Raw genomic sequence first — 25,238 nt, 5'->3', positions numbered from 1 at the left:
CTTTCCGGCTCCTTCCACAAAAAGCCGGTCCCAACGCACAAAAAGCGCCTTCCGAAAGCTTTTATTCTTTCGTTATTCGCTTTTCCGGCTTTTAATTATAGGCATATGAAAGTGGAAGTCAAGTAACAGGGTGTCGAAATTATGAGGTACAAACCATATATTTTCAGCAAATTTTTTGCCGCTTCCCTCCTCCCATTCCGTTCTCTTCTGTCTCTTTTCTGCCGCATTCAAAAATTTCACGGTAACCGCCGGAGAACGCTCAGATTCCCCCGGCGTCTCTGCCTCCTGTTCCATTTTCAAACCGTATATCCGCGTGGCTTCCCCTATCCTTTCTATGCACCAGCCATCCGACCGGAAGGATTTTTTCCGTTCCCCATAAAGCCCATGATAAGAGCCGGGCCTTTCGAAAGAAAAAGGTCCGGCTCTTATCGCAAAGCGCGGGGTCAAACAAGTTGAAGGATCCGTGCGCCGCTCGCCACCAGAAAGCAGACCACCATGCCGATCCCCGTAGGGATGGCGAAGGAGAGCAGCGTCCACTTCATACTTTTGGTCTCCTTCCCGATGGTCATACAGGTAGTGGAACAGGGCCAGTGCATCAGGGAAAACAGCATCGTGCACACTGCGGTCAGCCAGGTCCAACCGTTTCGGACCAACAGCTCATGCAGCGCCCCCAAATCGTCCAGTTCCAGTAGGGTTCCGGTGGAGAGATAGCTCATGATGATGATGGGAATCACGATCTCGTTGGCCGGGAACCCCAAAATAAAGGCCATAAGGATCACTCCGTCCAACCCCAGAAGCCGGGCAAAGGGGTCCAGGAACCCGGTACAGTGGGCGAGCACACTGACGCCCCCCACCTGCACATTGGCGCACAGCCAAATGACAAGGCCCGCCGGAGCGGCCACTGCTACAGCCCGCCCCAGTACAAAGAGGGTCCGGTCCAGCACCGACCGGGCGATGACCTGCCCCACTCTGGGCCTGCGGTAGGGCGGCAGCTCCAGGGTGAAAGAGGAAGGCACGCCTTTCAGTATGGTGGCGGACAGGAGCCGGGACACCCAGAAGGTCATGACCACGCCCAGGAGGATGACGCCGGTGAGCATAACGGCCGCCAGCAGCGATTTTCCCGGGCCGGCGTTCACCCCCACAAAGAACATGCTGATAATCGCAATGAGGGTCGGAAATACACCACCAATTCTGGGGAAAATTGGTTCCTGAATACGACGAATAGATGGCCGATAGCTCCCTATTCGCCGTATATAAAAATATCGAAGTCCCTCCCGTTCCACTCACATTTCTGAACGATCAGCCGAATCAGGGTCCGCTTTTCGTAGACGGAGGCTGAGGCAAAATTCTCTTTGAATACGGCCAGGGCCCGCACCAGCATATCCAACTGGATTGACCGCTCCTCCCCTGCGTCTAAGCCTGTTCCCAGCTCTTTTTTCGCCCGGACAAGCTCCTGCATTTCGGCATCCAGGACGGCGGCCTTATCATTGAGCCGCTTTACAACAGCCGGGTTCATATCCTCTCCTGCCAGCATATCCACCAGTCGGTTGATTTCTTGGTCGCAAGCCTGGATTCTTTTTTCCAACCGCTCCCGGGGGTCCTCACCCGTATCGCTTTTTATCGTTCGTTTCAGCTTTTCGAGCCGCTGGCAGAGCTCAGAATTTTGATTTTCGTAATTCATTAAGTATTCGCAGACCATGTCATCCATCTGCGGCCCGTTTAAGTTGGGACAGTCACAGCGGTTCAACTGCATCTTATCACTGCATATGTAATCGAAAACCTTTGGGTTGTTGGAGCGCCGCTTTGCAAACATACGGCTTCCGCATTTCGCGCAGTAAATCATTCCCGACAAAAGAGAATAGTCGTTGTGCATGACAGGCGGTTTTGAACCGTCTGTTTTGTTTTCCTCAAAGAGCCGTTGGATGGAGACCCATTCCGTGCCCGGTATCTGTCCCTTATGCTTCCCCACCGCGATGATCCATTTATCTATGGACTGCCGAGGCGCATGTCCCTTTGTGTAGTCCCGTTTATTGTACGAAAGCAGCCCCCGCCCGTCCTTGCAATCCTCCTGGTCGAAGCAGACCACTGCGTCACGCTCGACAAAGTACGCCCGCGCCGCTTCATCGGCTATGCAATATACCGGGTTCTGCAAAATTTCCTTGATACCTAATAGCGAAAAGTCCTTTCCCGTTCTCGATTTGATATTCTGAGAGGCAAGATATTTCCTCACCCCATTGACACTGTGAAAGGCAATCATTTTCTGGTAAATCAGCCGAACGATTCCCATTTCCTCCTCGTTCACCTTCAGCTTACAGGAGGTTTTCATTTTTCCGTCGATGATGACCTCCTGTACCTTTTCCGATGAATAGCCCGTGGGCGTCTGACCGCCCAGCCAACGTCCCATTTTGGCAAGCATCAGCATATTATCCCGGACCCGCTCGGCAATGGTTTCCCGCTCCAGCTGGGCAAATACGCTGGCAATATACATCATAGCTTTTCCCATAGGGGTACTTGTGTCAAACTTTTCTTTGATACATACAAAAGCAATATCACGGTTATTCAGATTTTCAATCAGGCTCGCAAAGTCCCCTACATTCCTGCTGATACGGTCCAGGCGATAGCAAACGATGCAGTCCGGCTTATGCTTTTTGATGTCCTTCATCATCTGTTGAAATTGAGGTCTGTCCAGACTTTTTCCTGAAAAACCCTCATCCTCATAAACCGTAATATCGGCTTCGGTTGCACCGGCAAAATTGGAGAAAATATAGGCTTTACACATCTCCACCTGGTTCTCAATAGATTCCCCCTTCCCCGTATAAACTGACTTGCGGGAATAAATTCTAAAATCCATGTTTTTCACATCTTTTCTTTATATTTTTTAACTATTTTATACCTGTTTCTTAATTAGATTATATCATATCCCCCTATCATGTGCAAAAAATGGCGAAACGAGGCCGTGGTCACGGACATACCGCCTCACATGTAAGGATGTGCCATCCATGAGTACCTTTGATTATTTCTATGGCGGAGAGGCGGAACAGTACAGCTTCTACCGCATCCCCCGTACCCTGATCATCGGGGAGCGGTTCAAGGGCGTGTCCACCGACGCCAAGCTCCTGTATGGTCTCATGCTGGACCGTATGGGCCTGAGCTTCAAAAACGGCTGGCTGGATGACAACGGGCGTGTATTCATTTACTATTCCCTGGACGACATCCAGACTTCCCTGGGCTGCGCCCACCAAAAGGCTTGCAAGCTCCTGGCGGAGCTGGACACAAGCAAGGGGATCGGCCTTATCGAGCGCAAAAAGCAGGGGCAGGGCAAGCCCGCCCGTATCTATGTCAAGCGGTTCTATACCCAGGAAGACCGCCCGACACCGCCTTCTGAGCCGCTGGGCCCCGGTACGGGTGCTCCAGACTTCTCAAAATCAGAACCCCAGAGTGCTGAAAATCAGAAGTCAAGACTTCCCCTTTTCAGAAGTGCAGACTTCTCAACATCATCCCCTAATTATACTTACCCTAGTCAGCCTTACTCCAGCCAGCCTTACCCATCCATCTACCCCCCCTGCCCCCCACTGGGACGATTGGATGGATGGGACCGGCGGGAGGAGATAAAAGAGCAGATCGGCTACGGCGTATTGTCCGAGCGGTACGGTACAGAGGACATGGACGAGTTGGTGGAGTTGCTGGCCGACGTGCTCGGCACCACTCGGCCCACAGTCCGTATCGGCGGAGAGGATATACCGACGCAAAGAGTCCAGGAGCGGTTTACGCACCTGGACTTTTCTCATGTGGAATACGTATTCGACGCCCTGGCGGAGAACACCACGAAGATACGAAATATCCGCGCCTATCTGCTCACTGCACTGTACCGGGCCCCCACCACCAAAAACCGCAGCTATCAGACGCAGGTCCAGCATGACATGTACGGCGGCCCGTAATCATCCTAACAATTTGTCCAAAGAATGGACGCAAAACCACGCATTTGATACGTTTGTGGCATTGTTTCTATGGTTTGGACGTAACAATGCGAAAATAAAATACGGAGAAAATCTAAGATTATTTAGGGAGGTATTGACTATGGCAGACGAAGAAAAAACGAAAACCACCCCGCAGCCCCCGCCCCCTGATGCCCCGCAGAACATCAAGCTGGAGGACATCCACGACCTGCCCGGCGTGATGGTCCGCAAGCGCATCGACCGTGACCTGGGCGGACTGGTGCAGAGCATCAAGAGCCAGGGCGTGATGGAGCCTGTGGTCCTGCGCCAGCGGGAGGACGGCAAGTTTCAGATGGTTTCCGGCTACCGCCGCCTGTGGGGCTCTGAGCTGGCCGGCAAGACGGACATCCCGGCCCTGGTACGCGCCGCGACGCTGACGGAGGCCCAGGAATACTTTCGGGCCGTCAACGGCCCAAATCCCGGTAAGGTCCCCCTGCCCGGGAAGTCCGTGGCGCCAGAGGCACCCAAGCCCCCTGCCCCTCCTGAAGAGCCCAAGCCCAAAGTCAAAGCGGAGACTCCAGCCACCCCCGAACGCAAAGAGGAAAAGCCCATCACCCAGCCTGTGCCCAAAAAAGAGCTGGGGCCGGATGGCTTAAATGCGGAGGGAGGAAGCCAGGACGCCGATTCTACAGCCAATGCCGTGAAAAAGAAAATCAGGGAAATGGAGGCCGAAGCCGAAAAAAAGAGCAAAACTCCGGCCCCGCCTGTGGCATCCACCGCCGGTGCCAATGCGGCTAAGGGGAAAGGCGCTAGTCCCCAGGCTGCGCAAGAGGCCGGGCAGGCTTCGGAAGAAGCGGATTCCTTCTCTTTGCCGCTGTCCCAGGAGGGCAAAAAGGTCCGAATCAAAATCTCCGAAATCCATGACTTCCCGGGCCATCCCTACAAGGTCGTGGAAGATAAGGACATGAAGGACCTGGCCGAGAGCATCCGCAAGTTCGGCATCATGGAGAACACCACCGTAATCCCCAGACCGGAAGGCGGCTATTATATGGTCTCCGGCCACCGCCGAAAACACGCCGCTCTCCTCGCCGGATTGACCGACCTCCCGGCGGAGGTCAAGAATTGGGATATGGACGAGGCCATCATAGCGATGGTGGATTCCAACCTCAAACGGGAGACCATCTCTCCCATGGAGAAGGCCCGGGCGTATAAAATGAAGCTGGAGGCCATGAAGCGCAAGTCCGGACGGCGCACGAAGGAGGAGGCCGCTAAGGGCGCGCCGGAAAAGCGCTCTGACCAGCAGCTTGCCGAGCAGGTGGGTGAGAGCCGCAATACGATACAGCGGTTTGTGCGGCTCAATGAGTTGGTGCCGGACCTCCAGGAACTGGTGGACAGCGGCAAGCTGCCCGTCAATACCGCCGTGGAGCTGTCCTTTGTGCCGAAAGAGCGCCAGGAGGACGTGGCGGACATGCTCAACCGAGGACATACCATCTCCGGTACTCAGGCCGCACAGCTCAAGGAGGTGAGCCAAAAGGCCCCCATCACCCCCCAAAAGGTGGCGGAGATCCTGGACCCCGCCCGGAAGGAACCGGATGTGAAGATCGTACTCACCGGAGACCGCCTGCGAAAATATTTTCCCGATGTCTCTATGACCCCCAATGAAATCATGGAGAGCGTTTATGGGGCGTTGGAAGAGCGCCGTAAGCGCGAGATAAAGCGTCAACGAACCCAAGAGAAGGGGGCGCAGACCCCCGCCCCGAAGCGTGAAGACAAACCTGGGCAAAAGCCTGCACTGCTGCCCCCGCAAGGTCCTAAGAAGGCTGAGCCGTCCAAGAAAACACCCGGCCTGTCCCGATAGGTACATAACTCACCAAACAACCTGTCCAAAATAGGGACAGGTATTTTTGTGCCCATTTTACAGAAAGGACATGTACATGAACGACTACGAAGACAAAAAACAGGCTCGGATTGACTACTACCGGGAGCAGGCGGAGAAAGCCCGTGCCGAGAGCGGCGCACTGAGCCGGGAGGCCAGTAAGATGCTGGAGGCCATTCCCCTGGGTCAGCCCCTCATGCCGGACCATTATTCCTATAAGTCCGATCAGCGCTACCGGGAGCGGGCCTGGAACAAGCAGGCCAAGGCCGTGGAGGCCGAACGGAAGGCCGCCTATTATGAAGGGAAGGCCGAGGCGGCGGAGCTCAACACGGCTATTTCCAGCGATGATCCGGAGGCCATTGAAAAGCTCAGGACCAAACTGGCGGGGCTGGAGGACTGGCAGAGCCATATGAAAAGAGTCAACGCATATTACCGTAAAAACGGCACCTGCCTGGGGTGCGAGGGACTCACCCCGGACCAGGCCCTCAAGCTGGACCATGCCGTGGAGACGGGCTATTCCTGGGAGAAATGCCCCTACCCCAGCTATCAGCTCTCCAACAACAACCAAGAAATCCACCGTATCCGGGGCCGCATTCAGCGGCTGGAGGCGGCCCGGTCCACGGAGCATGTGGGGTGGGATTTTGAGGGTGGCAGCGTCAGTCCTAACCAGGAGCTCAACCGTCTTCAAATCTTCTTTGATGAAAAACCCGCGGAGGAGCTGCGGACGGCGCTCAAATCCGGGGGCTTCCGCTGGGCCCCGTCGGAAAAGGCGTGGCAGCGGCAGTTGAACCGTCAGGCCATTTACGCCGCCGGGCGCATCCCCGCTCTGCGGCCCCTGTCCGGGGAAGACCCACTCTCCCTCCGGCCCAGGCCGCCCAGACGGGAGCCTCCTGCCCGAGGCGGCCCCCAGCGATAGGAGGTGAGAGGTATTGTCGTTGGAATATTTGCTGGACCGCACCCTGTTCAGCCCCGGCCAGTGGGCGGAGATCCGGCGGGGTGACGATGAGGGCGTGGACATCCTGGCCTACGCCGATACAAAATTCACCGAAGGCCAGATGCACGAAATCTACCTCGGCCTCAAGGATGGGCTGGACGTGTCCATTTATGCCGACCCGGTATACAGCGAAGCGCAGATGTTTTGCCTCCGGCGTGGTCTGCACCGGGATCAGAACATCCTTCCCTATTACTCCCCGGCAAAAAGCCCGGAAGAGATGAAATTTCTCTATGACGACCAGCGGCGGGAAAACGCCCCCCCTCTGTGGGCAGAGCTGTTCCCCATGAGCCGTGGGACCGCGCAGCACATGCTGGAGGCAAAGGCGCAGGTCTGTCCCTTGCTTGCAGACGGCACCATGGGGCCGCCCCTGTCCGACTGGAGGGGGCTGGCGGACCACCCCGGCCTGTTCGCCGCCAAAAGGAATGATAAGCAGGCCGCGGCGGCCTACCGGGCCTATCGCGGGAAGCGTCGGGAGGAGGCCAACTTACTGACCTCCGACGTAGACAGGTTCGGTATCTACCAAATCCCGGACGGTGAAGCCCATCTTTCCCTGCTCTTCGAGCCTCTGGAACGGCTGGAGGCCTACGTTCTGTCCGTCCGCAGGGAGAATTACCGTCTCATTTATACAGGTTACCTGGACCCTGGCGATTCCCTGAACCGTATCTTTGAAGCCTTCAACCTCCGCCATCCGCCCGGCTATCGGGGCCGCTCCCTCTCCATCAGCGATGTGGTGCTCCTACACCGTGACGGGAAAAATGAGGCCTTGTATGTGGATAGCTATGGTTTTACCGGGATACCCCGTTTTTATGGGGAGCCCATGCGGGCCTGGAACGACGGCCGGACAGCGGCCTATGCGCTGGATCAGGGGCGCCATCTCACCCTCCGCTTCAACAGCAAAGGCGGGCCGGACTTTTTCCTGGACGGACCGGACTTTCTGGCCGTGGACGGCGGTGCGTTGGAATCCCCCGTTCCAGTCGTAGAGGAGGCCCGACAGGAGGCAGCTTCCCGTCTGGGCCTGACGGAGCCCATGCGGGAGGTCAATTACGAGGAGTACGAGCGCAGGGCACGGCTTGCTAACCAGGAGCCCACCGTCACCATCCTCTGGAGCGAGAGCAGAGGCGTCCACAGCGGCCAGACCTTATCACTCCACGAGGCGGACCGGCTCTTTCGAGAGCTGGATGCCCAGCGGCGCGCCGAAGCCGGGGGCCGCTACTACGACAAGACCAAATTCGAGATCGAGTATATGATGTGCGGCACGATAGAGACCTACCAGGGCCGCCAGGACTTCGGGGACGGGGACGGCAGCCTGATCGACCACATCCGGGGCCACTTCACGTATACCCGCAACGACCCGTATTGGCAGGATAGACTGGCCGCCAAGGGACTGAAGGGCCAGGCCAACGAGCGCTGCGACTATGCCTTGGACGTGTTCGTCCCCTTCCTGGAGCAGCACGTGGAGCTCGCCGCAAAAGCAGAGCATATCGCCGGGGTATACAACGACCTGCCGGACCCTCGGGGGAAAGACCAGCCTGTGGCGAACTATTGTCTGGCGATGCTGGAGCATATCAAGGCGTGCCGGCGGGAACTCAACACCGCCGAGCGCCCGGAATACCCCGCACAGCCGGAGCTGGCGGACTTTTTCAAGGACCCGGACATGGGCGCGGACAAAGAGCGGAGCAAGCGTGAGATATGGCATGAGGCCCGGAGCCTTGGCATGACTCCCTCGGAATACGCAGCCCAAGACTACCAGCCTCCCGGAGTATCCGAAGAGAGCGGCCATCGCAAGCCTCCCTCCCAACTGCCCCACCGCCGCATATCGCCCCGCCGGAGTGGCCCGGAGCGGTAAAGCGTCCAGACTTTGGACAAGTTTTCCCGTCCCTCAGCCGATGATGGAAGACGCCACATCGCCAACGTCAGCTTTGGCAAGGACCGTTTAGCCATGTTGTTCCGTCTGATCGCCAAAGGCTGGGCGCTGGACGAGGTGGTACGGGAGCTGGACCAATACTTCAAAATCGGCACCACCTATTCCAGCAACGCACTAGAGGGGAATTCCCTCACCCTCAGCGAGACGAAGGTGCTGCTGGAGGACGGCATCACCGCCCTCCAGGCGGCCCAGCGGGACGAGAACCCCACCGACAGCCCCTTCCAAAAGATAATCGCGGAATGTGGGCTGGAGGCCCAGCGGGACTACTGCCGCATGTTCCGCATCCCGCTTCAGGACAGAGCCGCCCACGCGCCCGAACGATAATAGCATACCACCCACCTGCCCGCCGTGAAAACGGCGGGCTTTTTCTATGACAGTCCCCTCGTATCGGACCAACGTAAGGAAAGAGCGGTTGGAGGAGGCGGAGCTTTTGGGCGTCCCCATTCTCTTCACCACGCTCCGGGTGGACCCGGCTACGGTCCCGTCCGGTATGTACGTCTACGACCTCCAGGCCCAGCCGGAGGACTGGGCCCAGCCCGGGCTGCTGGGCAGGCAAAGTAGACATAGGTGAGGCCATGGTGGCGGTCAAAGCCGCCGCTTTGAGCAACTATCCCGGTATGAACGTGTTTTCGGGGACCTGGGCAGGAGGGCGTACCTACCTGACGGCCCCCTCCTCATTTTGCGCAAAGTCACGGTAGCGGTATCGGCTGGCATTTCAGCACACCCCATCCCTTGAACAACAAAGGCGGCGGGGCCGGATACGGCATCCGGAAACGGCGCAAGGGAAACAGCCTCCGGCAACGTTCATGCGCGGCTTTGACGCGCATGAACAGCAAGTACGGCATGTGGACACCCACATGCCACTTGTTGGGGGCACAGCCCCCAAGCCCCGGCGTTTTTGTCCCAAGTTTGGACAGAACAACGGAGGGGCGGCAATGACGCCGCCCCTCCGTATCTATCCCTGATTCAGACCGGATATTCCCACAGTCCGGCAGTGTGCAGCTTCTCCCAGTCGGGCGACAGGGCCTTGATCGTCCTGTTAAATTCCACGCGGTAGTCCCCGCGGCGTACATAGCCCAAATCAAGCATCTGCTGGAGGGCTGCGTGGACGATCTGCTCCCCCATGCCGCTGTGACGGGCCACCGCCGCCACGGTATTCTGGAAGGTGGGTATGATCCGTTTCTCCGGGTGCTCCGCAATATAGTTGAAATTATCGACGATAAGGCGGTAGCACGCCGCGATCACCGTCCCCTCCGCCGGAAGCTGGACGGCGTTGGTGGCCGCCGCCTGGAGCTGGCGGCTGAAAGCCTCCCGGACTCCGTAGACCACCACCGTCTTATGCCGCTTCTGGGTCAGGTAGCGGACCACAGATTGGAAATGTCCGTCTCCTGTGAAAATAACATAAACCTCGTTTCTGTCATTCTCCAGCTCCCGCTGGTAGATGTAGTCCAGCATGATAAAATCCGTCATGTCCTTTTTGTGGAAGGGGCTCTTATTGTCCGTTGCTATGATCGTATTGGTCAGCGCCCTGATCTTAGGCGCTTCATACTTTAGGTCCGCCTGCGCAAACGCGCCGAAAAACATCAGTTCGGCTATCTCATAGGTCCTTGCCAGCTCGTCGTACCACCCGCGCAGGTCCGGCTCCATATGATAGAGCTTCTTATAGGAATAATACCAGTGTTCATAGTCTACGAATACCACAGCCCTGGGCTTTTGTCCCATTCTCCTGAAAAGCCGCTCGAAAATCGTCATTAATCCCCCCCTTGCCGCTTCCACGGGCAACCCCATTATAACACTCCCGGGCGGTAATGGGAAGAAAAACCAAGAAAACATCTCGTCCCAGGTTTGGACACAATAGGAGGTTGTCGTGAGAAGAAGACCCAACCGCATCGGCGTATGGTTGAGCGACGCCGAATATCGGTATCTGAAGCAGCAATCAGAGTTTTCCGGCCTGGGCATGGAGGCGTTCATCCGCAGCCTCATCATGGGCACGGAGATCCGCCCCCGTCCGCCTGAGCAGTACGCCGCCCTGCTCCGCCAGCTCTCCGGCATCGGCACCAACCTCAACCAGCTTGCCCACATCGCCAACGCCTCCAAGGCCGTGAACGCCGACCAGCTTGGGGAGGCTGAGGAACTGGCCCGGCAGGCGTGGCGGCTGTTGAAGGAGGCGTTTTGATGGCCTACGACAAGATCATCCCCATCCGCAACCGCCTGGACCGCTGCCTCAATTATGTGCTTAACGATGGAAAGACCGCCCTGGGCCGCGCATTGGAGTACATAGAGGACCAGGAGAAGACGGCGCTGGAGTGGGACGGCGGGACCGTCCGGCTGGAGACCGCCCTCAACTGTGAGCTGGATTCCGCCCGCAAGGACATGGAGGCCACCAAACGGCGCTGGGGCAAGGACGGCCCCGGCCACGTCCTGGGCTATCACCTGATCCACGCTTACACCCCCGGCGAGGTCACGCCCGAAGAGGCCCATGCCGCCAGCCTGGAGTTTGCCCGGCGGCTCCTGGGGGACCGCTATGAGGCCGTGGTCTCCACCCACCTGGACCGGGATCACCTGCACGCGCATATCGTCTTCAATTCCGTGTCCTTCGTGGATGGGAAGATGTACCGCAACAACTTCAAGGACTACTTTCGGGGACATCCGGGGGATCTCCAACGAGGTGTCGCGGGAGCGCGGCCTGTCCGTCATCGAGCCGGAGGGGCGGGGGAAGCAGTACGCTGAATGGGCGGCGGAGCAGGCCGGTCGGCCCACCCTGCGGGGCACGGTCCGGGCGGACATAGACGCCGCCCTGGTCGGGTCCGCCAGCCTGCCGGACCTGTTCACCGCGCTGGAGGTGCGGGGCTATACGGTGAAGCGCGGGCCCGGCGTCAAGCACACGTCCCTCCGGCCGCCGGGCGGCCAGCGCTTTCTGCGCCTAGATTCCCTGGGAGAGGGCTACAGCGAAAGCGGACTGCAAGCGCGTATGGCGGCCGCTCAGCGGGGGGGAAACACATGTGTCGCAGCCCATGGCACGGGCCGCACCCCTGCCCGTGAAATACTACCGCCTGCGGGGCCCCCGGCCCATCCGTGGCCACAAGTTCCACGGCCTCCGGGCCCTATATGTCAAATACCTCTATCTGCTGGGGAAGATACCGGTCTGCAAGCCGTCCAAGGGGGCGGCTTTTTTGTTGCGCGGCGAGGTGGTCAAATTCAACCGTTACGTGGCCCAATTCAGGCTCATTCAGCGCTACCGGATCGAGACTACGGGCCAACTCGGCCTATTGGCCGACGCGCTCCAGGCGGAAATAGACGCCCTAACGGACCGCCGCAAAGCCTTCTATCAACTGAGCCGCCGGGGGCGGGACGACGGTACGGTCACGCAGGCTATCAGCGCCGCCACTGCCCGGATCCGCTGCCTGCGGCGGGACCACGGGCTCTGTACGCAGGCCCTCGGGGACTTGCCCCGCATCCAATCACAAGTACCGAAGCCCCAAGAGAAAGAGAGGGGCCGCGTTAAGGAGGACAACAGACATGTTAAAAATCGTGGACACCGATCTCGTTGAGGCTCTGGAGGCCCTGGCCGCCCGCCGCCCTAGCCTGGACCGCCGTGATCTCGCACTGGACCTTCACCGTCTGAAGAAGGGAGATTCCCATCATTACCTGTTCCTGGCCCGCCGGGAAAAGACCTTTCTCTTTCCCTTGTCCGAGGTGTTTCAGGAGGGGAGCTATGCCAACCTCAGCTTTTTATCTCCCCTCGGACAGGTGCATAGACGGCCAGACGTACTTCTTCTCCAGCCCAAGCAGGCCCCAAAGACACGGCCCCGTGGAAATCTCACGGTTTTGAATTACCCGGACGTGGCAATGGATGTGGAGGTGTTCTCCCTCCTCACCTGCCCTTTGGACAAAGAGACCCATCTCCGGGCGTTTCTGCGCTCCTGCCGGAGAGAGGCAAAGCCGGGGAAATGGTCGGACTATCTGTGGCATCTCAGCATGGAAGGAGTTGAACCGTATGGGCATGGAAGGTGACGCCGCCGACCTCATGGCCCGCCAGTGCATCCAGATCGCGGAGGCTACGGCCAAGCTGGCCGGGGCAGGGGCCAAGCATCTGGTGGCATTTCTCTACGCGCTGGCTAAAAACCCGCACCAGCTCCAGGGTAAGACCAAAATGAAGAAGTTTATCAAGGGCTGCAACGGCGCGGCGCGGGTATTCCCCCTCCAGCATTCCGACCTCAAGCGGTTCGGCCAGTATGCCAGGAAGTACGGCCTTCTGTGGGCCCCCATCAAGCCCAAAGACCGGGACGGCACGGTGGACATCCTGGCCCGCTCCGAGGACGTGTCCGCCGTCAACCGTATTTTTGAGCGCATGGGCTACGCCGCCCCCGCCCAGGCTCAGGGGGATGAACCGCCAAAAAAGCCTGTGTCCCACGCTCCCCAAGGCAGGGACTCCGGGAGGCGCGGGAGTGGATCGGGCAGTTTGGAGGAGACTGCGACGGTTACGACCAGTGACCGCCCCACTGTCCACGGCAGGCTGGAGAGCCTGCGGGCCGCCAACGGCCAGAAGCGGCCCCCGGTGAAGGGGCCGGAGCTCACCAGATGAATGATGATGGGAGGAAATCAAATGGCAGACATCAGAGGTCTCCTGGCCAGCAAGCGGGCCAGCGATAAACAGTGGCAGGAGCAGCGGCAGGCCGAGCGAGAGAACATAGACACCATGCGGGACGCGGGTATCACGGACGTGACCAGCACCCCCGCGGCTTATCTCAGCTATCTGGACTTGCAGGCCGTGAACCCAGACTACAGCGCCGGGAACGTGGTGCTGGCTATGTACCAGCTCCCCAGCGTGATGGATGAGCCCGCGCAGATCGGCACAGCGGAGCGGTGGCAGGGGCTGGGCCGCTCGGTCATCCCGGCGGAGCGTGGGCACGGGGCCAAGATTTTTGTACGTCCCAAAGACCCCAAGCGGCGCGGATATGACATTGGGGAGGCGTTCACTCTGGACCAGACCCAGGGCCGCACCCTGCGGGAGCTCCGGCTTGCTGAGGATACCCATCAGATGGAGAAGGCGCTGGCTACCCTGATGAACTACGCGCCAGGCGGCAGCATCCGGGCGGTGGAGGGGCAAGAGGCCCCCGCCGTCTATGACGAGCGAAATATGGAGATCACCATCGACCCGGACGCACCGGAGGGGGAACTGTTCGCGGCCCTGGCCGTGGAGCTCGTCCATGCGCGGGCCCACAACCAGGGGCGCAACCCATACTACCGCAGGGAGGACACCCAGCTTGACGCGGAAAGCGTCTCCTATCTGCTCTGCAAACGGTTCGGTATCGACCGGGAGCCCCCGGACGCAGCCCAGGCGAGCAGCGCCTTCCTGGACTGGTCCACAGAGGACCGGGCCGAGGCGTTGAAGGCCGTCCAGGAGACGGCGAAGAAGATCGGCGGCAACATTGAGCGGTCTATCGAACCGCTCGGACGGGACCGGGGCCGGGGCTACACGCCAGCGGACAGGCGGGGGCGTTGACCCCTGCGGGAGCCTATCCCAACCCCCGCCCCCCGTCAAGGCTGGTCAAGCCGCGCTGCGGCTTGACCATGAACCGGTCCAGTCTGCGGACTGGCCCGGGCCTTGACTGGGGCCGTGGCCTGGGATAGAGGGTAATCAAGGGGGCATCGCCCAAGTGCGCCGGGCTCCGCTCGGCGCACTTACAAATATGGGGAGCGGCTCCGCTCCCCCCGCCCCGAGCAATACGGTACATCCAGCGCCCCCGCAGGAAGCGGGGGCGCGTCCCTACTTAGTAAACCGTCCAAACTTTGGACAGAAAAGAGGCGCGATATGAAAAGACTTTTGACTCTGCTGGCCTCAGCACTGATCCTCTCCAGCGTGGTGTTTGCGGCGGAGGGGGCGGCTTCCGAGACTTCCCCGCCCCCGGAGACGGTCCCGGATATTTACCCGGTGGAGGTGGTGGAGACCCAGGCGGGGGACTACCGCCGCATTGAAAAGGTGTATCTTCTGGAGTCCGGGACCGATCCCGCCGCCATCCCCACGTTGGATTTTCAGCGGGAGGGCTATGGCTATGCCCTGCTGGATCTGCTACGGGAGGACCAGACCGAGACGGAGACCAGGGAACACACCGAGACCGTCACCATAGACAGCGAGACCAAGGACATGTCGGCCATCCTGGAAAAGCTGGAGGCCAGCATGGAGCTTACCACCGACGACGGCTTTACCGGCACGCTGGATCTGGACCCCAAGAGCATCACCGTGGAGGCGGCGGGCTACCAGTCCAGCACACGGATCGTCTCCGCCACCCGCACCTATCCCGGCCTCTCCGACGCTGACACGGCCCTGCTCCCCAAGAGCACCGTGGAGAATGGCCGGACGCTGGAGCTGGCCGATGTGAGCTGGCAGACCGTTCCCGGCGGCAACGATACCCTGCCCCCCACCTATACCGCCACAGCCGTCTATTCCGGCACCGCCTCCAGCCGCTCCGCCACGGGCTACACCGTCACCGCCAGCTATACCGGGGAACTGATGTGTACTGTCAGCGGAGCGGTACGCTATACCGCCGTGTTCGCCGGGGCCCCGCTGGAGCCTTTAGAAGAGGCCGCCCAGGATATAAGCGAGACCCCGGCGCAACTGGCCGTTCACTACGGGCTCCCCGCCCTGGCCGTGGCCTCCGCCCTGGTTCTGGCGGGGCTGGGGCTCCACCATCTGATCAAATGGCGGAACGGCAGGAGGTATGCCGCATGAAGCTGAGACAGTTGTGTTTGACCGTCGCCCTGCTCCTGACCGCACTGACCCTCCCGGCCCAGGCCCTGGAGTACAACGTGGAGGCCCTGGACGGGGGGCTCTTCGGACGGCCCACCACAGACGATACCGTCTACGTGAACAAAGAACCAGTCAATCAGGACAGGAGCAAGAACAACGCCCTGGTGGCCCCGGCCTTCGGCAGCCCCACCAGCTACCTGCCCGGCAACGGCGAATACCTTACCCCTAGCCTTGCCGATGATACCGACTCCACATCTGGCGGCGCTGTGGGTAGCTGGACTGCCATCGGCGGCGGCTCCAATCCGGCGGACGCCGTACCGCCCGCCCAAGTAACCCCTTCCCCTGACTTTACGATCACCTGCCCCACCGCAGCCTTCACGGAAGTCACCAGCGACCTCTACTATTCCGCCGGGCACCTGGGGACGCTGAAGATCCCAGCCATCGACCTGAGCGTCAGGATCTATGAGGGCACGGGGAGCAAGCCCCTCTCCAAGGGCGCGGGCCATTTCGAGGACGCCAGCATTTGGGACGGCAACGTGTGTCTCGCGGGGCATAACCGGGGCGTGACGAACCATTTTGGCAGGATACATACCCTGGAGATTGGGGACAGGCTGACGCTGACCACGAGGCTGGGCACGCGCACCTACGAGGTGGTCTGCGTGGCACAGGTGAGCGAGACCGACAGGAGCGGACTTGCCGCCACGGCAGACAACCGTGTCACGCTCTATACCTGCGTCCGGGATCAACGCGATCTGCGCTGGATGGTCCAAGCCGTAGAGGTGTAAAAAAGCGACAAAATATGCTCATTGTGGTATCCTGTTAGTAGAAGAACAGGCCATCCGATTCTACTGGGGGTATACAGATGCACGGAAAGAGTCCATCCTTTGCAGCGGGGTTCACCGCCGCCGCGCTCCTGTTCGGCGGGGGCACGGCCCTGGCCGCCACCGTCCTCACCGCCGCGCCGTCCACACAGACCTTTTGCGTGGACGGCCAGGAGGCGGCGCTGGAAGCCTACGTTATCAGGGGCCATAATTATGTCCAACTTCGGGACATCGGACGAGCCGTGGACTTCGGTGTGACATACGACGGGGCCGCCAATATCGTCCGTATCGACAGCGCGGCCCCCTACGTGGAGGAATCCCCGACTACTGGCACACTCACCGTCCCACAGTCCGACGAGCCCTTCCGGCCTTTGGCCGGGGATGTGGTCCAGCTTGACGATGGCACTACCCTCACTGTCACCGGGCCCAAAAAGGAAGAGCCCGCCTTGCCCGAGCCCACCTGCGACTGGAGCCAGTTCCCGAACTTGGAGCTTCCCGTGGCCCGCACAATCCATTGGGAAAATGGCACGGTAACGATCCTGAATCTGCATGAGACGCGCAGGATGCAGTATACGATTTACAATTCCGTCCCCAACTGCCCGGAATTGTGGGAGAGCGGGAAACTCAGGCGGGATTCAAAAGGGGAACCGATTTTCCATCTTGCCCTGGGAATTGAGGTACCCACGGGAGTACAGCCATTCTGGCCATGGAGGGATGAACAGTCGACCCAGGTTTTCTATTCCGCCCCTGCCGCACAATTTGCCGTAGAAGCATGGGACACCTATAACAGCATGGGGAAGTTTCTATATACCTGCTACTATGTGCAAGGCTTATAACATTCTGTCCCAAATTTAGACGCGTCCTGGGGCCCCGTTTACAAAACGGGGCCCCTCTTTTGCGCCCATCGCCTCCATAATATTGAATTTCTTTTGGATTATTCCGTCCCGATTTGAGACAAAAAGGAGATGCATCCTATGAAGCGAATCATCAGTATCCTACTCGCACTGTCTATCGTCCTGCCGCTTTTCTGCACGTCTGCCGGCGCGGCGGAAACCCCGGACGAGGCGCTGGGGGAGGTCGGCATTTTCAGCGGCGGCTTTCCCATGGCGTATCTTGCTGTCAATGGCAAGGTACAGAAGCAGGAATATACTTACTTCCTGTTTCCAGATTCTACTTCGGGTGAGATGAAAGAGATCCCCGCATATTGCGTCAACCCGTCGCAGCACGGTGTCCCGCAGACGGTGGGAAAGGGAGAGAGCATCGAGTATCTGGCAGAGGAGCGGGCCAGCGACCCGAAGGTGGTGGGTCTCGTCGCCAACATGTACCCGCACCGCTCCCTGCAAGAGCTCAAGCTGGACAACCTATACCAAGCCTTCTACGCCGGAAAGATCGCTTTGTGGTGCTATCTCATTCCTGAATGGGATATCTCCAAGGTGACGGTTGCCCCCGGACTGTCCGGCATAGAGCGCGAGAGAGGCGAACGGCTCTTGGCCGCCGCCGTGGACATCTATAATCGGGGCATGGCCTGGGGCTCCGTCCCGGAGCCCCGGCTCACCACCACCCCGGACCGGGAGACCGCCTACCCCGTCACCATCGACGGCAAGGCATATAAGCAGCAGGTTTTCACCGTCACGTCGGACACTTGGGTATGCGACTATGCCGTCCATATCAAATTTCAGACCCCCAACGATGTGCCCCAGGGCGCACGTATCACGGATATGGACAACAAGGATATAGATACGCTCCTGGTGATGCCCAACGGCGGGAGCTACAACGGAAAATTTAAGGTGCTGTATCCCGCTGAGAGTGTGCAGGGTGAAAACGGCAGCGTCCAACTCGCCCTGACCGCCGAGGTCTACAAATATGCCGTCTTTTATGCACTGTGCCAAGAAAAGGACAAGTACGGAAATCTCCAAAGCTATCTCTGCGACACCGACCCGCAGACCACTCTGCTGCGGACGGCCATCAGCAAATTTGAAGACAGCTCCACACCCCCGCCGCCGGACACCCCTGATACCGCTTTGAAGATCGTCAAGCTGGATGAGGGGACGGACCGGCCCCTGGCCGGGGCCTCCTTTGAGGTGGTGGGGCCCTCCGGGGATACCATCGGTATCTACACCACCGGGGCGAACGGTACTATCACCATACCCCTTACCACAGTCGGAAATTATACCGTTTATGAGCGCGTGGCCCCAAAGGGATATCTGCTGTCAGAAGAGCCCGCTCAAAACGTCACAGTAACATACGGCCAGACGGCCACCGCCGCCTTCCACAACGCCCCCTATGGGAACCTCCGCATAGAAAAGATCGACGCCGACACCGGGGACAGCCTGGCCGGGGCCAGGGTACAAATCAAGCATATAGAATCGGGAGCCACCCATACCGGGATCACCGGGACGGGCGGCTCTTATACGTTCTCCGGCTTAAAACCGGGCGCTTACGAAATCCTGGAGCTGTCCGCCCCGGAGGGATGGCAGAAGGACCCGCAGACCTACACCGCCACCGTCGTTACCGGGGAGACCGTTGTCTTCACGCTGAAAAACGATGCGCTCCCCGGCCTTCGGATCGTCAAGTACGACCGGGAGACCCACGCCACCATGCCCGGCGTGTCCTTCCGGGTCTACCGGGACGCCGAGCTGCTGGGGAGCTACGAGACCGACGCTCTGGGGGAGATCGTCCTGACTGACCTGCGGCCCGGCACCTACCGTGTGGAAGAGGAGGACGCCGGGGGCAGCGGCCATATCAAGGACCCCATCCCACAGGAGGTGGGGCTGAGGGCCGGGGAGGGTATTAAAACCCTCTATTTTTACAATGACCGCAAGCCCGGCATCCATCTGGTGAAGGTGGACGCAGCGGACCCCTCCATGGTAATACCCAACGCCGTGTTTGAGATCAGGTCCGTGGACGGCAGCTTCGGCCCCCGTGAGTTCACCACCGACGAGCACGGGGAAATTGACTTGGCTGAGCTGGACCCAGGCGCGTATATGGTGACGGAAAAATCCTGCGCGGGGTATATCATCGACGAGGCCCAGCGCATCATCCAGCTCCGCCCCAATCACGACGAGCAGTTCGTGTTCACCAACGCAATCCGTCCAAGCTTGAGACTTATAAAGCTCAGCGCAGACGGCTCCCCGCTCCCCGGCGTCACCTTCCGCATCGCCAAAATCGAGGACGGCAGCCATTACCTGGACCGCACCACCAACGCCCAGGGCGAGATTCTCATTGCCGACCTTGCTCCCGGCGTGTACTCGGTGAAGGAGACTGCCACCAGGGAGGACCACCTGCTCGACCCAGTGGAGCATCACGTGGAGCTCTTCGCCGGGCGAACAAGCACTATCGTGCTCAACAACGACATGCGGCCTTCCCTCACCATCCACAAGAGCGACGCCGACACCGGGGCCCCCGTGGCCGGGGCCGTGTTCACCGTTAAGGCCGCAGACGGCCATACCGTCAACGAGGTGGAGGCCGGGCCGGACGGCACGGCCACTCTGGAAAATCTCCTGCCCATCGTCTACGAGGTAGCCGAGAAATCGGTCCCGGCCACCTACCTCCTGGACGCTCCTAGCCAGCTCATCACCCTGTACCCCAATCGAAACAGCGACATTTACTTTGAAAACCACAAAAAGCCGTCCCTGGTCATTGAAAAGCTGGACAGCATCACCGGGGACCCCATCCAGAGGGCCAAATTTGAAATTTGGTACGGCAGCAACGACACCACCACCGGGGAGCTTAACAGCCTGGGGACCTTCTTCACCGACGAGTCGGGGCGCATCGAACTGACCGGCCTCCAGGATGGCTGGTACAAGGTGACGGAGCTGGAGCCCGCCAAGGGCTACGCCATAAAGGCCCCGGATACCCAGGAGTGCTACATCAAGGGTGGAGAGGGCAAGGCACTTACCTTCCAGAACGTTCCGCTGTCCGCTTTGGTAGTCTACAAATACGACGAGAAGACGGGAGCTGCCCTGGAGGGGGCCGTCTTTGAGGTCCGTTACCTGGGCGGCACCAGCGGCACGGGGGGCACGGTCATTGGCAGCTATAAGACCTCCGCCAACGGCAGCTTTGTGGTGACGGGCCTAAAGGCCGGGGCTTACGTGGTGGAAGAGGTTCGGAGCAGCCCCCATTACACCATCGACTCCGCCCCACAGACGGCCTACCTCTCCGGCGAGGACCAGGATGTGGTGAAGCTTTACATTGGCAACCAGCCCCACGGGGCCGTGCTTATCAAAAAGCTGGCCGACGGCACCGGGCATACGCCTCTGGCCGGGGCCGTGTTCATGGTGACGGACGATAAGGGCGCGGTGATCGGCACGGGCAACGGCGCGTTCACTACTGACAAAAATGGCGCTATTCTCATTTCAGACCTCACGGCGGGTACGACCGTCATCGTCAAGGAGCTACGGGCCCCGGCGGGCTACGCCCTGGACGGCACGCCGCAGACCGTCCGCGTGGAGGCAGGGGAGACCCACACGCTCCACTTTTACAACAAGCCCCTGTGTGACCTCACCATCCTAAAGCGGGACAGCGCCACCAAACAGCCTCTGGCTGGGGCGCAGTTCCTGGTAACAGACGGCGCAAGCGCGCCTATCGGCCCCAACAACGGACGGTACACAAGCGGGGACGACGGGCTCGTTTCCATTACCGGTCTCACCCCTGGCCAGACTATCATCGTCCGTGAGGAACAGGCCCCTGTCGGCTACGTGAGGGATTGGGAGCCCAAGAGCATCACAGTTCAGAGCGGTATGACCAACAGCCTCACCTTTGACAACGCTCCCAAGGGAACGCTGATTATCGTCAAACGGGACAGCAAGACCAAGAAGCCCCTGGCGGGGGCCACCTTCAAGGTGACGGCTTCAAATGGCGAATTGATTCCCAACGCGGGCGGGGCGGTCTCCTCCAATGGGCTCTATACCACGGACGCCAACGGCCAAATCGTCATTTCCGGGCTGGAGCCCGGTACGCTGGTGGTAGCGGAGGAGCAGGCCCCTTCGGGGTACATGAAGGATCCCACACCGCAGACGGTAGTAATCAATACCAACGATACTCAGACGCTGACCTTCGAAAACACCCCCACCAGCACCCTCACCATCCAAAAGTACGTCGAGGGCACCACCACCCCCATCCGGGGCGTCACCTTCCTGGTCACGGACAGTAGCGGTGCCGTGGTAGGCCCCAACAACGGCGAGTATACCACCGACCGCAACGGGTGCATCGTCATCACCGGGCTTACACCTGGTACGACCGTTACAGCCAGGGAGACCAGAACCGCCGGGGGCTTCGTGTTGGACGGCACGCCACAGAGCATCCTGATTAAGGAAGGCGAGGCTCAAACGCTCACCTTCCACAACCGGCGGGAGGGCGGCCTGGAGCTTACCAAGGTGGATGCGGACAATCGGAGTGTACGCATCCCGGATGTGGAATTCGAAATCCACCGGATGAACGGCGGGCTGGTGGATACCGTGATCACGGACAGGCGGGGCCGCGTCCACGTGGACCTGGAGGCCGGGGACTACTACGCTCTGGAGGTCTCCTGCCCTAAGGAGTACAAGCTGGACCCCACGCCCCATTACTTCACCGTGGAGGATGGAGCCGTCACGGAGCTGATTGTAAAAAACACCGCTTTTTCCGGCATACTCATTCACAAGGTAGATAGCGTGACCGGGAAAGGCATCCCCGACGTGACCTTCCTTCTCTATGACGGCCAGCACAACCCTGTGGACCAGTTCACTACGGATCAACGCGGGTACGCCTACGTGGACACGCTGGACTTCTCCGGCCGGGTATATTTGCGGGAACTTGAGGCCCCTGGTTATGTAGTGGATGTGAGGTTAAAGACGGTCTATGTCAAGCCCGGCGAAACCACGGAAATCACTTGGAAGAACACCCCCATCACGGGACAAATCCAGATCGCAAAAAAGTCCGCCGATGATAACCCCATCAACGGCCTGCCCGCCGGAACGGGCCTTGAGGGGGCCCGGTTCGAGGTCTACGATAAGGCGGGAAATGTGATGGACACCATCGTCAGCGGGAGCAATGGATTAGCCGTGTCCCAGCCTCTACCGCTGGACCGCTACACCATCCGGGAGGTTCAGGCCCCGGCCTACTACTCTCTGGACGGAACACCCGTGACCGTCTATCTGGATCACTCCGGCCAGATCGTCCGGCTGGAGATGGCCAACAAGAGCGTGAGCACGGGAGTGAGCATCGACAAGACAGGCCCCAGGGAGGCCATGAGCGGCCAACCTGTCCGATATGTCCTCCGGGACATCGCCAACACCTCCACCGTGCCTCTCAGTTCCTTCTACTGGAGGGACTACCTGCCCTCAGCCGTCCGGCTGGAGCAGGTGGTGACGGGCACTTATAACAAGTCCCTCACCTATAAGATCGTCTACCGGGTGAACGGCGGGGACTACCGTACCCTGGCCGACAGCCTGAGCACGACGAAAAACCATACTCTGGATGCCTCTCCCGCCGCCCTGGGGCTGGCCGTCAACGAGAAGGTGACGGAGCTCATGTGCGTATTCGGACAGGTCCCGGCAGGCTTCGCCCAAGTGGATATCCCCTATCTCTATACCACGGCTCTGCCCGGCCTTGCCCCTGGCTCCAGCTTCACCAACACGGCGGAGGCGGGCGGCGTCTTCAACGGGGTGTGGGTCCAGGCGGTGGCCCGCTGGGTGACAGCCGTTTACGGCAAGCCCGTGCCCCTGCCCAGGACAGGCTATTGAGCGCCGCGCATCGTGTCCCAAGTTTGGACAGATAGGAGCCGGACGTGAAAGCGAACCATACCGATACGAGCTGGAAGAGCGCCGCCCTCACCTGGGCGGCGCTCTCTGTTCCCGTGCTGTGGGCAGCGGCTATCCTGGCCTATGCCTATACCGACGGCATAGACCTCTTTATGCTCATGGACCGTTTCATGGTGACGCTCCAGCACCCCTTTGACATCCGCTGGACGCCCCACACGCTGAAATTCCTGGCCGGAGCCCTGGTTCTGTACGGCTGCGGCGTGGGCATGTACTACGCAACCCGGCGCACCACCCGCTTTGGAGAGGAGCACGGCTCCGCCAGATGGGGCAGCCCGGCCCAGCTCGACGCCAAGTACGCCGACCGCAAACGCCCCGAGAACAACGTCATCCTCACACAGCATGTACGCATGAGCCTGGACAGCCACAAGCACCGCCGCAACCTCTTGGAGATCGTGGTAGGCGGCTCCGGCGCGGGCAAGACCCGATTTTTCATCAAGCCTAACTTGATGCTGGCCAACTGCTCCTATATCGTCACCGACCCCAAATCCGAGATTTTACGTGCGGTGGGACCGCTCCTGGCGGAGATGAGCTACACCGTGAAGGTGCTGGACCTTATCGACCCGGACCGCTCGGACTGCTTCAATCCCTTTGCCTATGTCCAGGACGATAAGGACGTGCTCAAGCTCATTCGCAATTTTATCAAAAACACCACGCCCAAGGGGGCCCATGAGAGCGATCCGTTTTGGTCCAAATCGGAGACCGCCCTGGACACCGCCCTCATGCTCTACCTGCTCCATGAGGCCCCGCCCGAGGAGCAGAACTTCGAGACCATGACCTACATGATTGAAAACGCGGACGTGCGGGAGGACGACCCGGACTATCAAAGCCCCCTGGACCTCCTGTTCGCCGCGCTGGAGGAGGAGGACCCGGACCACCTGGCCGTGCGGCAGTACAAGATTTTCAAGCAGGCCGAGGCCCGCACGGCCCGGAGCATCCTCGTCACCGCCGCCGTCCGTCTGGCCCCCTTTACCCTGCCCTCCATCAAGCGCATCACCAGCCGGGACGATATGGAGCTCTCCCGGCTGGGAGAGCGGAAACAGGTGGTGTTCTGCGTCATCCCGGACTCAGACGACACCTTGAATTTTCTGGTGGGGATGCTCTATACCTGCGCCTTCCAGGCCCTCTACTATCAGGCGGACAAGGTACACGGCGGCAGGCTGCCCGTCCATGTGCGGCTCTTGATGGATGAGTTCAGCAACGTGGCCCTGCCCGATTCCTTTACACGCCTCCAGTCCACCATGCGCTCCCGGGAGATCTCCTCCGTCATCGTCCTCCAGAACATCAGCCAGCTCAAGGCCCTGTTCAAAAATGACTGGGAGGGCATCATCGGCAACGCGGACAGTCTGCTCTACCTCGGGGGGAATGAGCAGAGCACCCATGAGTACATCTCCAAGCTCCTGGGCAAGCAGACCATCGACACGCAGACGCGAGGGGAGACCAGGGGGCGCAGCGGCTCCAGCTCCACCAACTTCCAGAACGCCGGGCGGGAGCTCATGACTCCCGACGAGGTGCGGATGCTGGACAACGACTACGCCCTGCTCTTCATCCGCGGGGAGCGGCCCGTGATGGATCAAAAGTATGACCTCCTAAAGCACCCCAATATTGCCCTCACTGAGGACGGTGGGGCCGCCCCCTACCTCCACGCTCCGGGCCTTAACTTTTCCATGGCGGACCTGGACTTTCCCTTTTCCGGCATTGACGAGATTGAAATCATCGAATGGGAGGAACCAGCATGAAACATACCGACTGTACCCGCAGGGCATTTAAGGCTCTGCTTACCGCCGCGCTTCTGCCCCTCTGCCTCACCGTCCCCGCCCTGGCCGTGGAGGGCGACCCCCTCCAGGTGGTCAATAACCTGAGTGACTTTGTATTCCAGTGTATCCAGGCCATCGGCGTGATCCTGTTGGGCTTTGGCATCGTGCAGATCGGCCTCAGCCTCAAGGGCCACGACGCGGGCCAGCGGGCCCAGGGCTTCATGTGCTTCTTCGGTGGGCTCCTGATCGCCTTCGCCAAGCCAATCCTGGACTCCATCATGGGGTAACACAGCGCGGGGCTGTCCTCACTGGGCGGCCCCGCCTTTTATATCGGATGGCCGCAGAATCCTGTCCAAAGCTGGGACACGATTTTGCGGCATGGA

Annotated in this window: 20 protein-coding genes and 2 pseudogenes; 18 read left to right on the top strand and 4 right to left on the bottom strand. The window is 59.9% G+C overall.

The genetic code is table 11. From position 1 onward, the window contains the following. Positions 1-72: 72 nt before the first annotated feature. The 3 genes and pseudogenes from SRB521_RS05860 to SRB521_RS05850 form a co-directional block, all read right to left on the bottom strand. Positions 73-294, bottom strand: a complete 222-nt coding sequence (locus SRB521_RS05860; protein ID WP_033117552.1) for a hypothetical protein — start codon at positions 292-294, stop codon at positions 73-75. A gap of 149 nt (positions 295-443) precedes the next feature. After that, positions 444-1,250, bottom strand: a pseudogene (locus tag SRB521_RS05855) (nucleoside recognition domain-containing protein); the annotation flags it as partial. After that, a complete protein-coding gene (locus SRB521_RS05850) occupies positions 1,241-2,851 on the bottom strand; it encodes a recombinase family protein (RefSeq protein ID WP_116721950.1) in 1,611 nt (536 codons plus the stop codon). The gene SRB521_RS05850 and the pseudogene SRB521_RS05855, both read right to left, overlap by 10 nt. Before the next feature lie 148 nt (positions 2,852-2,999). On the opposite strand from SRB521_RS05850, the gene SRB521_RS05845 reads away from it, so the two are divergent. From SRB521_RS05845 to SRB521_RS05820, 6 genes and pseudogenes are all read left to right on the top strand, one after another. Next, complete coding sequence (locus SRB521_RS05845) at positions 3,000-3,938, top strand: DUF6017 domain-containing protein (RefSeq protein WP_116721949.1); 939 nt, start codon at positions 3,000-3,002, stop codon at positions 3,936-3,938. A 139-nt stretch (positions 3,939-4,077) separates the two neighbouring features. Beyond that, a complete protein-coding gene (locus SRB521_RS05840; RefSeq protein WP_165366583.1) occupies positions 4,078-5,793 on the top strand; it encodes a ParB/RepB/Spo0J family partition protein in 1,716 nt (571 codons plus the stop codon). A gap of 76 nt (positions 5,794-5,869) precedes the next feature. Further along, complete coding sequence (locus SRB521_RS05835; protein WP_165366582.1) at positions 5,870-6,727, top strand: DUF3560 domain-containing protein; 858 nt, start codon at positions 5,870-5,872, stop codon at positions 6,725-6,727. A gap of 13 nt (positions 6,728-6,740) precedes the next feature. Then, complete coding sequence (locus SRB521_RS05830; protein ID WP_129868811.1) at positions 6,741-8,651, top strand: LPD25 domain-containing protein; 1,911 nt, start codon at positions 6,741-6,743, stop codon at positions 8,649-8,651. Positions 8,652-8,744: 93 nt separating this feature from the next. Continuing rightward, positions 8,745-8,903: pseudogene (locus SRB521_RS16915) on the top strand (Fic family protein); the annotation flags it as partial. A 196-nt stretch (positions 8,904-9,099) separates the two neighbouring features. Continuing rightward, a complete protein-coding gene (locus tag SRB521_RS05820; RefSeq protein ID WP_116721945.1) occupies positions 9,100-9,300 on the top strand; it encodes an LPD28 domain-containing protein in 201 nt (66 codons plus the stop codon). 395 nt (positions 9,301-9,695) lie between these two features. On the opposite strand, the gene SRB521_RS05815 is transcribed toward SRB521_RS05820, so the two are convergent. Then, entirely contained in the window at positions 9,696-10,481 is a 786-nt protein-coding gene (locus tag SRB521_RS05815) for an NYN domain-containing protein (protein WP_165366581.1), read from the bottom strand. Positions 10,482-10,596: 115 nt separating this feature from the next. Here SRB521_RS05815 and SRB521_RS05810 point away from each other — a divergent pair, with 115 nt between their 5' ends. From SRB521_RS05810 to SRB521_RS05760, 12 genes are all read left to right on the top strand, one after another. Continuing rightward, positions 10,597-10,905, top strand: a complete 309-nt coding sequence (locus tag SRB521_RS05810) for a MobC family plasmid mobilization relaxosome protein (RefSeq protein ID WP_242976542.1) — start codon at positions 10,597-10,599, stop codon at positions 10,903-10,905. Next, positions 10,905-11,459, top strand: a complete 555-nt coding sequence (locus SRB521_RS05805) for a relaxase/mobilization nuclease domain-containing protein (RefSeq protein WP_116721942.1) — start codon at positions 10,905-10,907, stop codon at positions 11,457-11,459. The genes SRB521_RS05810 and SRB521_RS05805 overlap by 1 nt, the downstream gene beginning before the upstream one ends. 272 nt (positions 11,460-11,731) lie before the next feature. Further along, a complete protein-coding gene (locus tag SRB521_RS05800) occupies positions 11,732-12,280 on the top strand; it encodes a hypothetical protein (RefSeq protein ID WP_116721941.1) in 549 nt (182 codons plus the stop codon). After that, on the top strand, positions 12,249-12,743 hold the full coding sequence (locus SRB521_RS16085) for a hypothetical protein (protein ID WP_165366580.1): 495 nt from the start codon (positions 12,249-12,251) through the stop codon (positions 12,741-12,743). The genes SRB521_RS05800 and SRB521_RS16085 overlap by 32 nt, the downstream gene beginning before the upstream one ends. Then, complete coding sequence (locus tag SRB521_RS05795; protein ID WP_165366579.1) at positions 12,727-13,314, top strand: PcfB family protein; 588 nt, start codon at positions 12,727-12,729, stop codon at positions 13,312-13,314. Before SRB521_RS16085 ends, SRB521_RS05795 begins: the two co-directional genes overlap by 17 nt. Positions 13,315-13,335: 21 nt before the next feature. Next, positions 13,336-14,235: a hypothetical protein gene (locus SRB521_RS05790; RefSeq protein ID WP_116721939.1), complete on the top strand. Its 900-nt coding sequence runs from the start codon at positions 13,336-13,338 to the stop codon at positions 14,233-14,235. 309 nt (positions 14,236-14,544) lie between these two features. Continuing rightward, positions 14,545-15,462: a hypothetical protein gene (locus tag SRB521_RS05785; protein WP_116721938.1), complete on the top strand. Its 918-nt coding sequence runs from the start codon at positions 14,545-14,547 to the stop codon at positions 15,460-15,462. Continuing rightward, the gene (locus tag SRB521_RS05780; protein WP_116721937.1) at positions 15,459-16,265 is read left to right on the top strand and encodes a sortase; all 807 of its coding nucleotides are present in this window, start codon (positions 15,459-15,461) and stop codon (positions 16,263-16,265) included. Before SRB521_RS05785 ends, SRB521_RS05780 begins: the two co-directional genes overlap by 4 nt. Positions 16,266-16,342: 77 nt before the next feature. Further along, positions 16,343-17,137, top strand: coding sequence for a hypothetical protein (locus tag SRB521_RS05775; RefSeq protein ID WP_116721936.1), 795 nt, complete (start codon positions 16,343-16,345; stop codon positions 17,135-17,137). A 138-nt stretch (positions 17,138-17,275) separates the two neighbouring features. After that, on the top strand, positions 17,276-23,023 hold the full coding sequence (locus tag SRB521_RS05770) for a SpaA isopeptide-forming pilin-related protein (protein WP_116721935.1): 5,748 nt from the start codon (positions 17,276-17,278) through the stop codon (positions 23,021-23,023). Positions 23,024-23,067: 44 nt separating this feature from the next. Continuing rightward, on the top strand, positions 23,068-24,837 hold the full coding sequence (locus SRB521_RS05765; RefSeq protein ID WP_242976541.1) for a VirD4-like conjugal transfer protein, CD1115 family: 1,770 nt from the start codon (positions 23,068-23,070) through the stop codon (positions 24,835-24,837). Further along, on the top strand, positions 24,834-25,142 hold the full coding sequence (locus SRB521_RS05760; RefSeq protein ID WP_242976540.1) for a TrbC/VirB2 family protein: 309 nt from the start codon (positions 24,834-24,836) through the stop codon (positions 25,140-25,142). The genes SRB521_RS05765 and SRB521_RS05760 overlap by 4 nt, the downstream gene beginning before the upstream one ends. The last annotated feature ends 96 nt before the right edge of the window (positions 25,143-25,238 follow it).

This window comes from Intestinimonas butyriciproducens (genome assembly GCF_004154955.1).
GTDB classification, from domain to species: domain Bacteria; phylum Bacillota; class Clostridia; order Oscillospirales; family Oscillospiraceae; genus Intestinimonas; species Intestinimonas butyriciproducens.
Note: the sequence above shows the minus strand (reverse complement) of the source record. Positions and strands in the feature narration are given on the sequence as shown.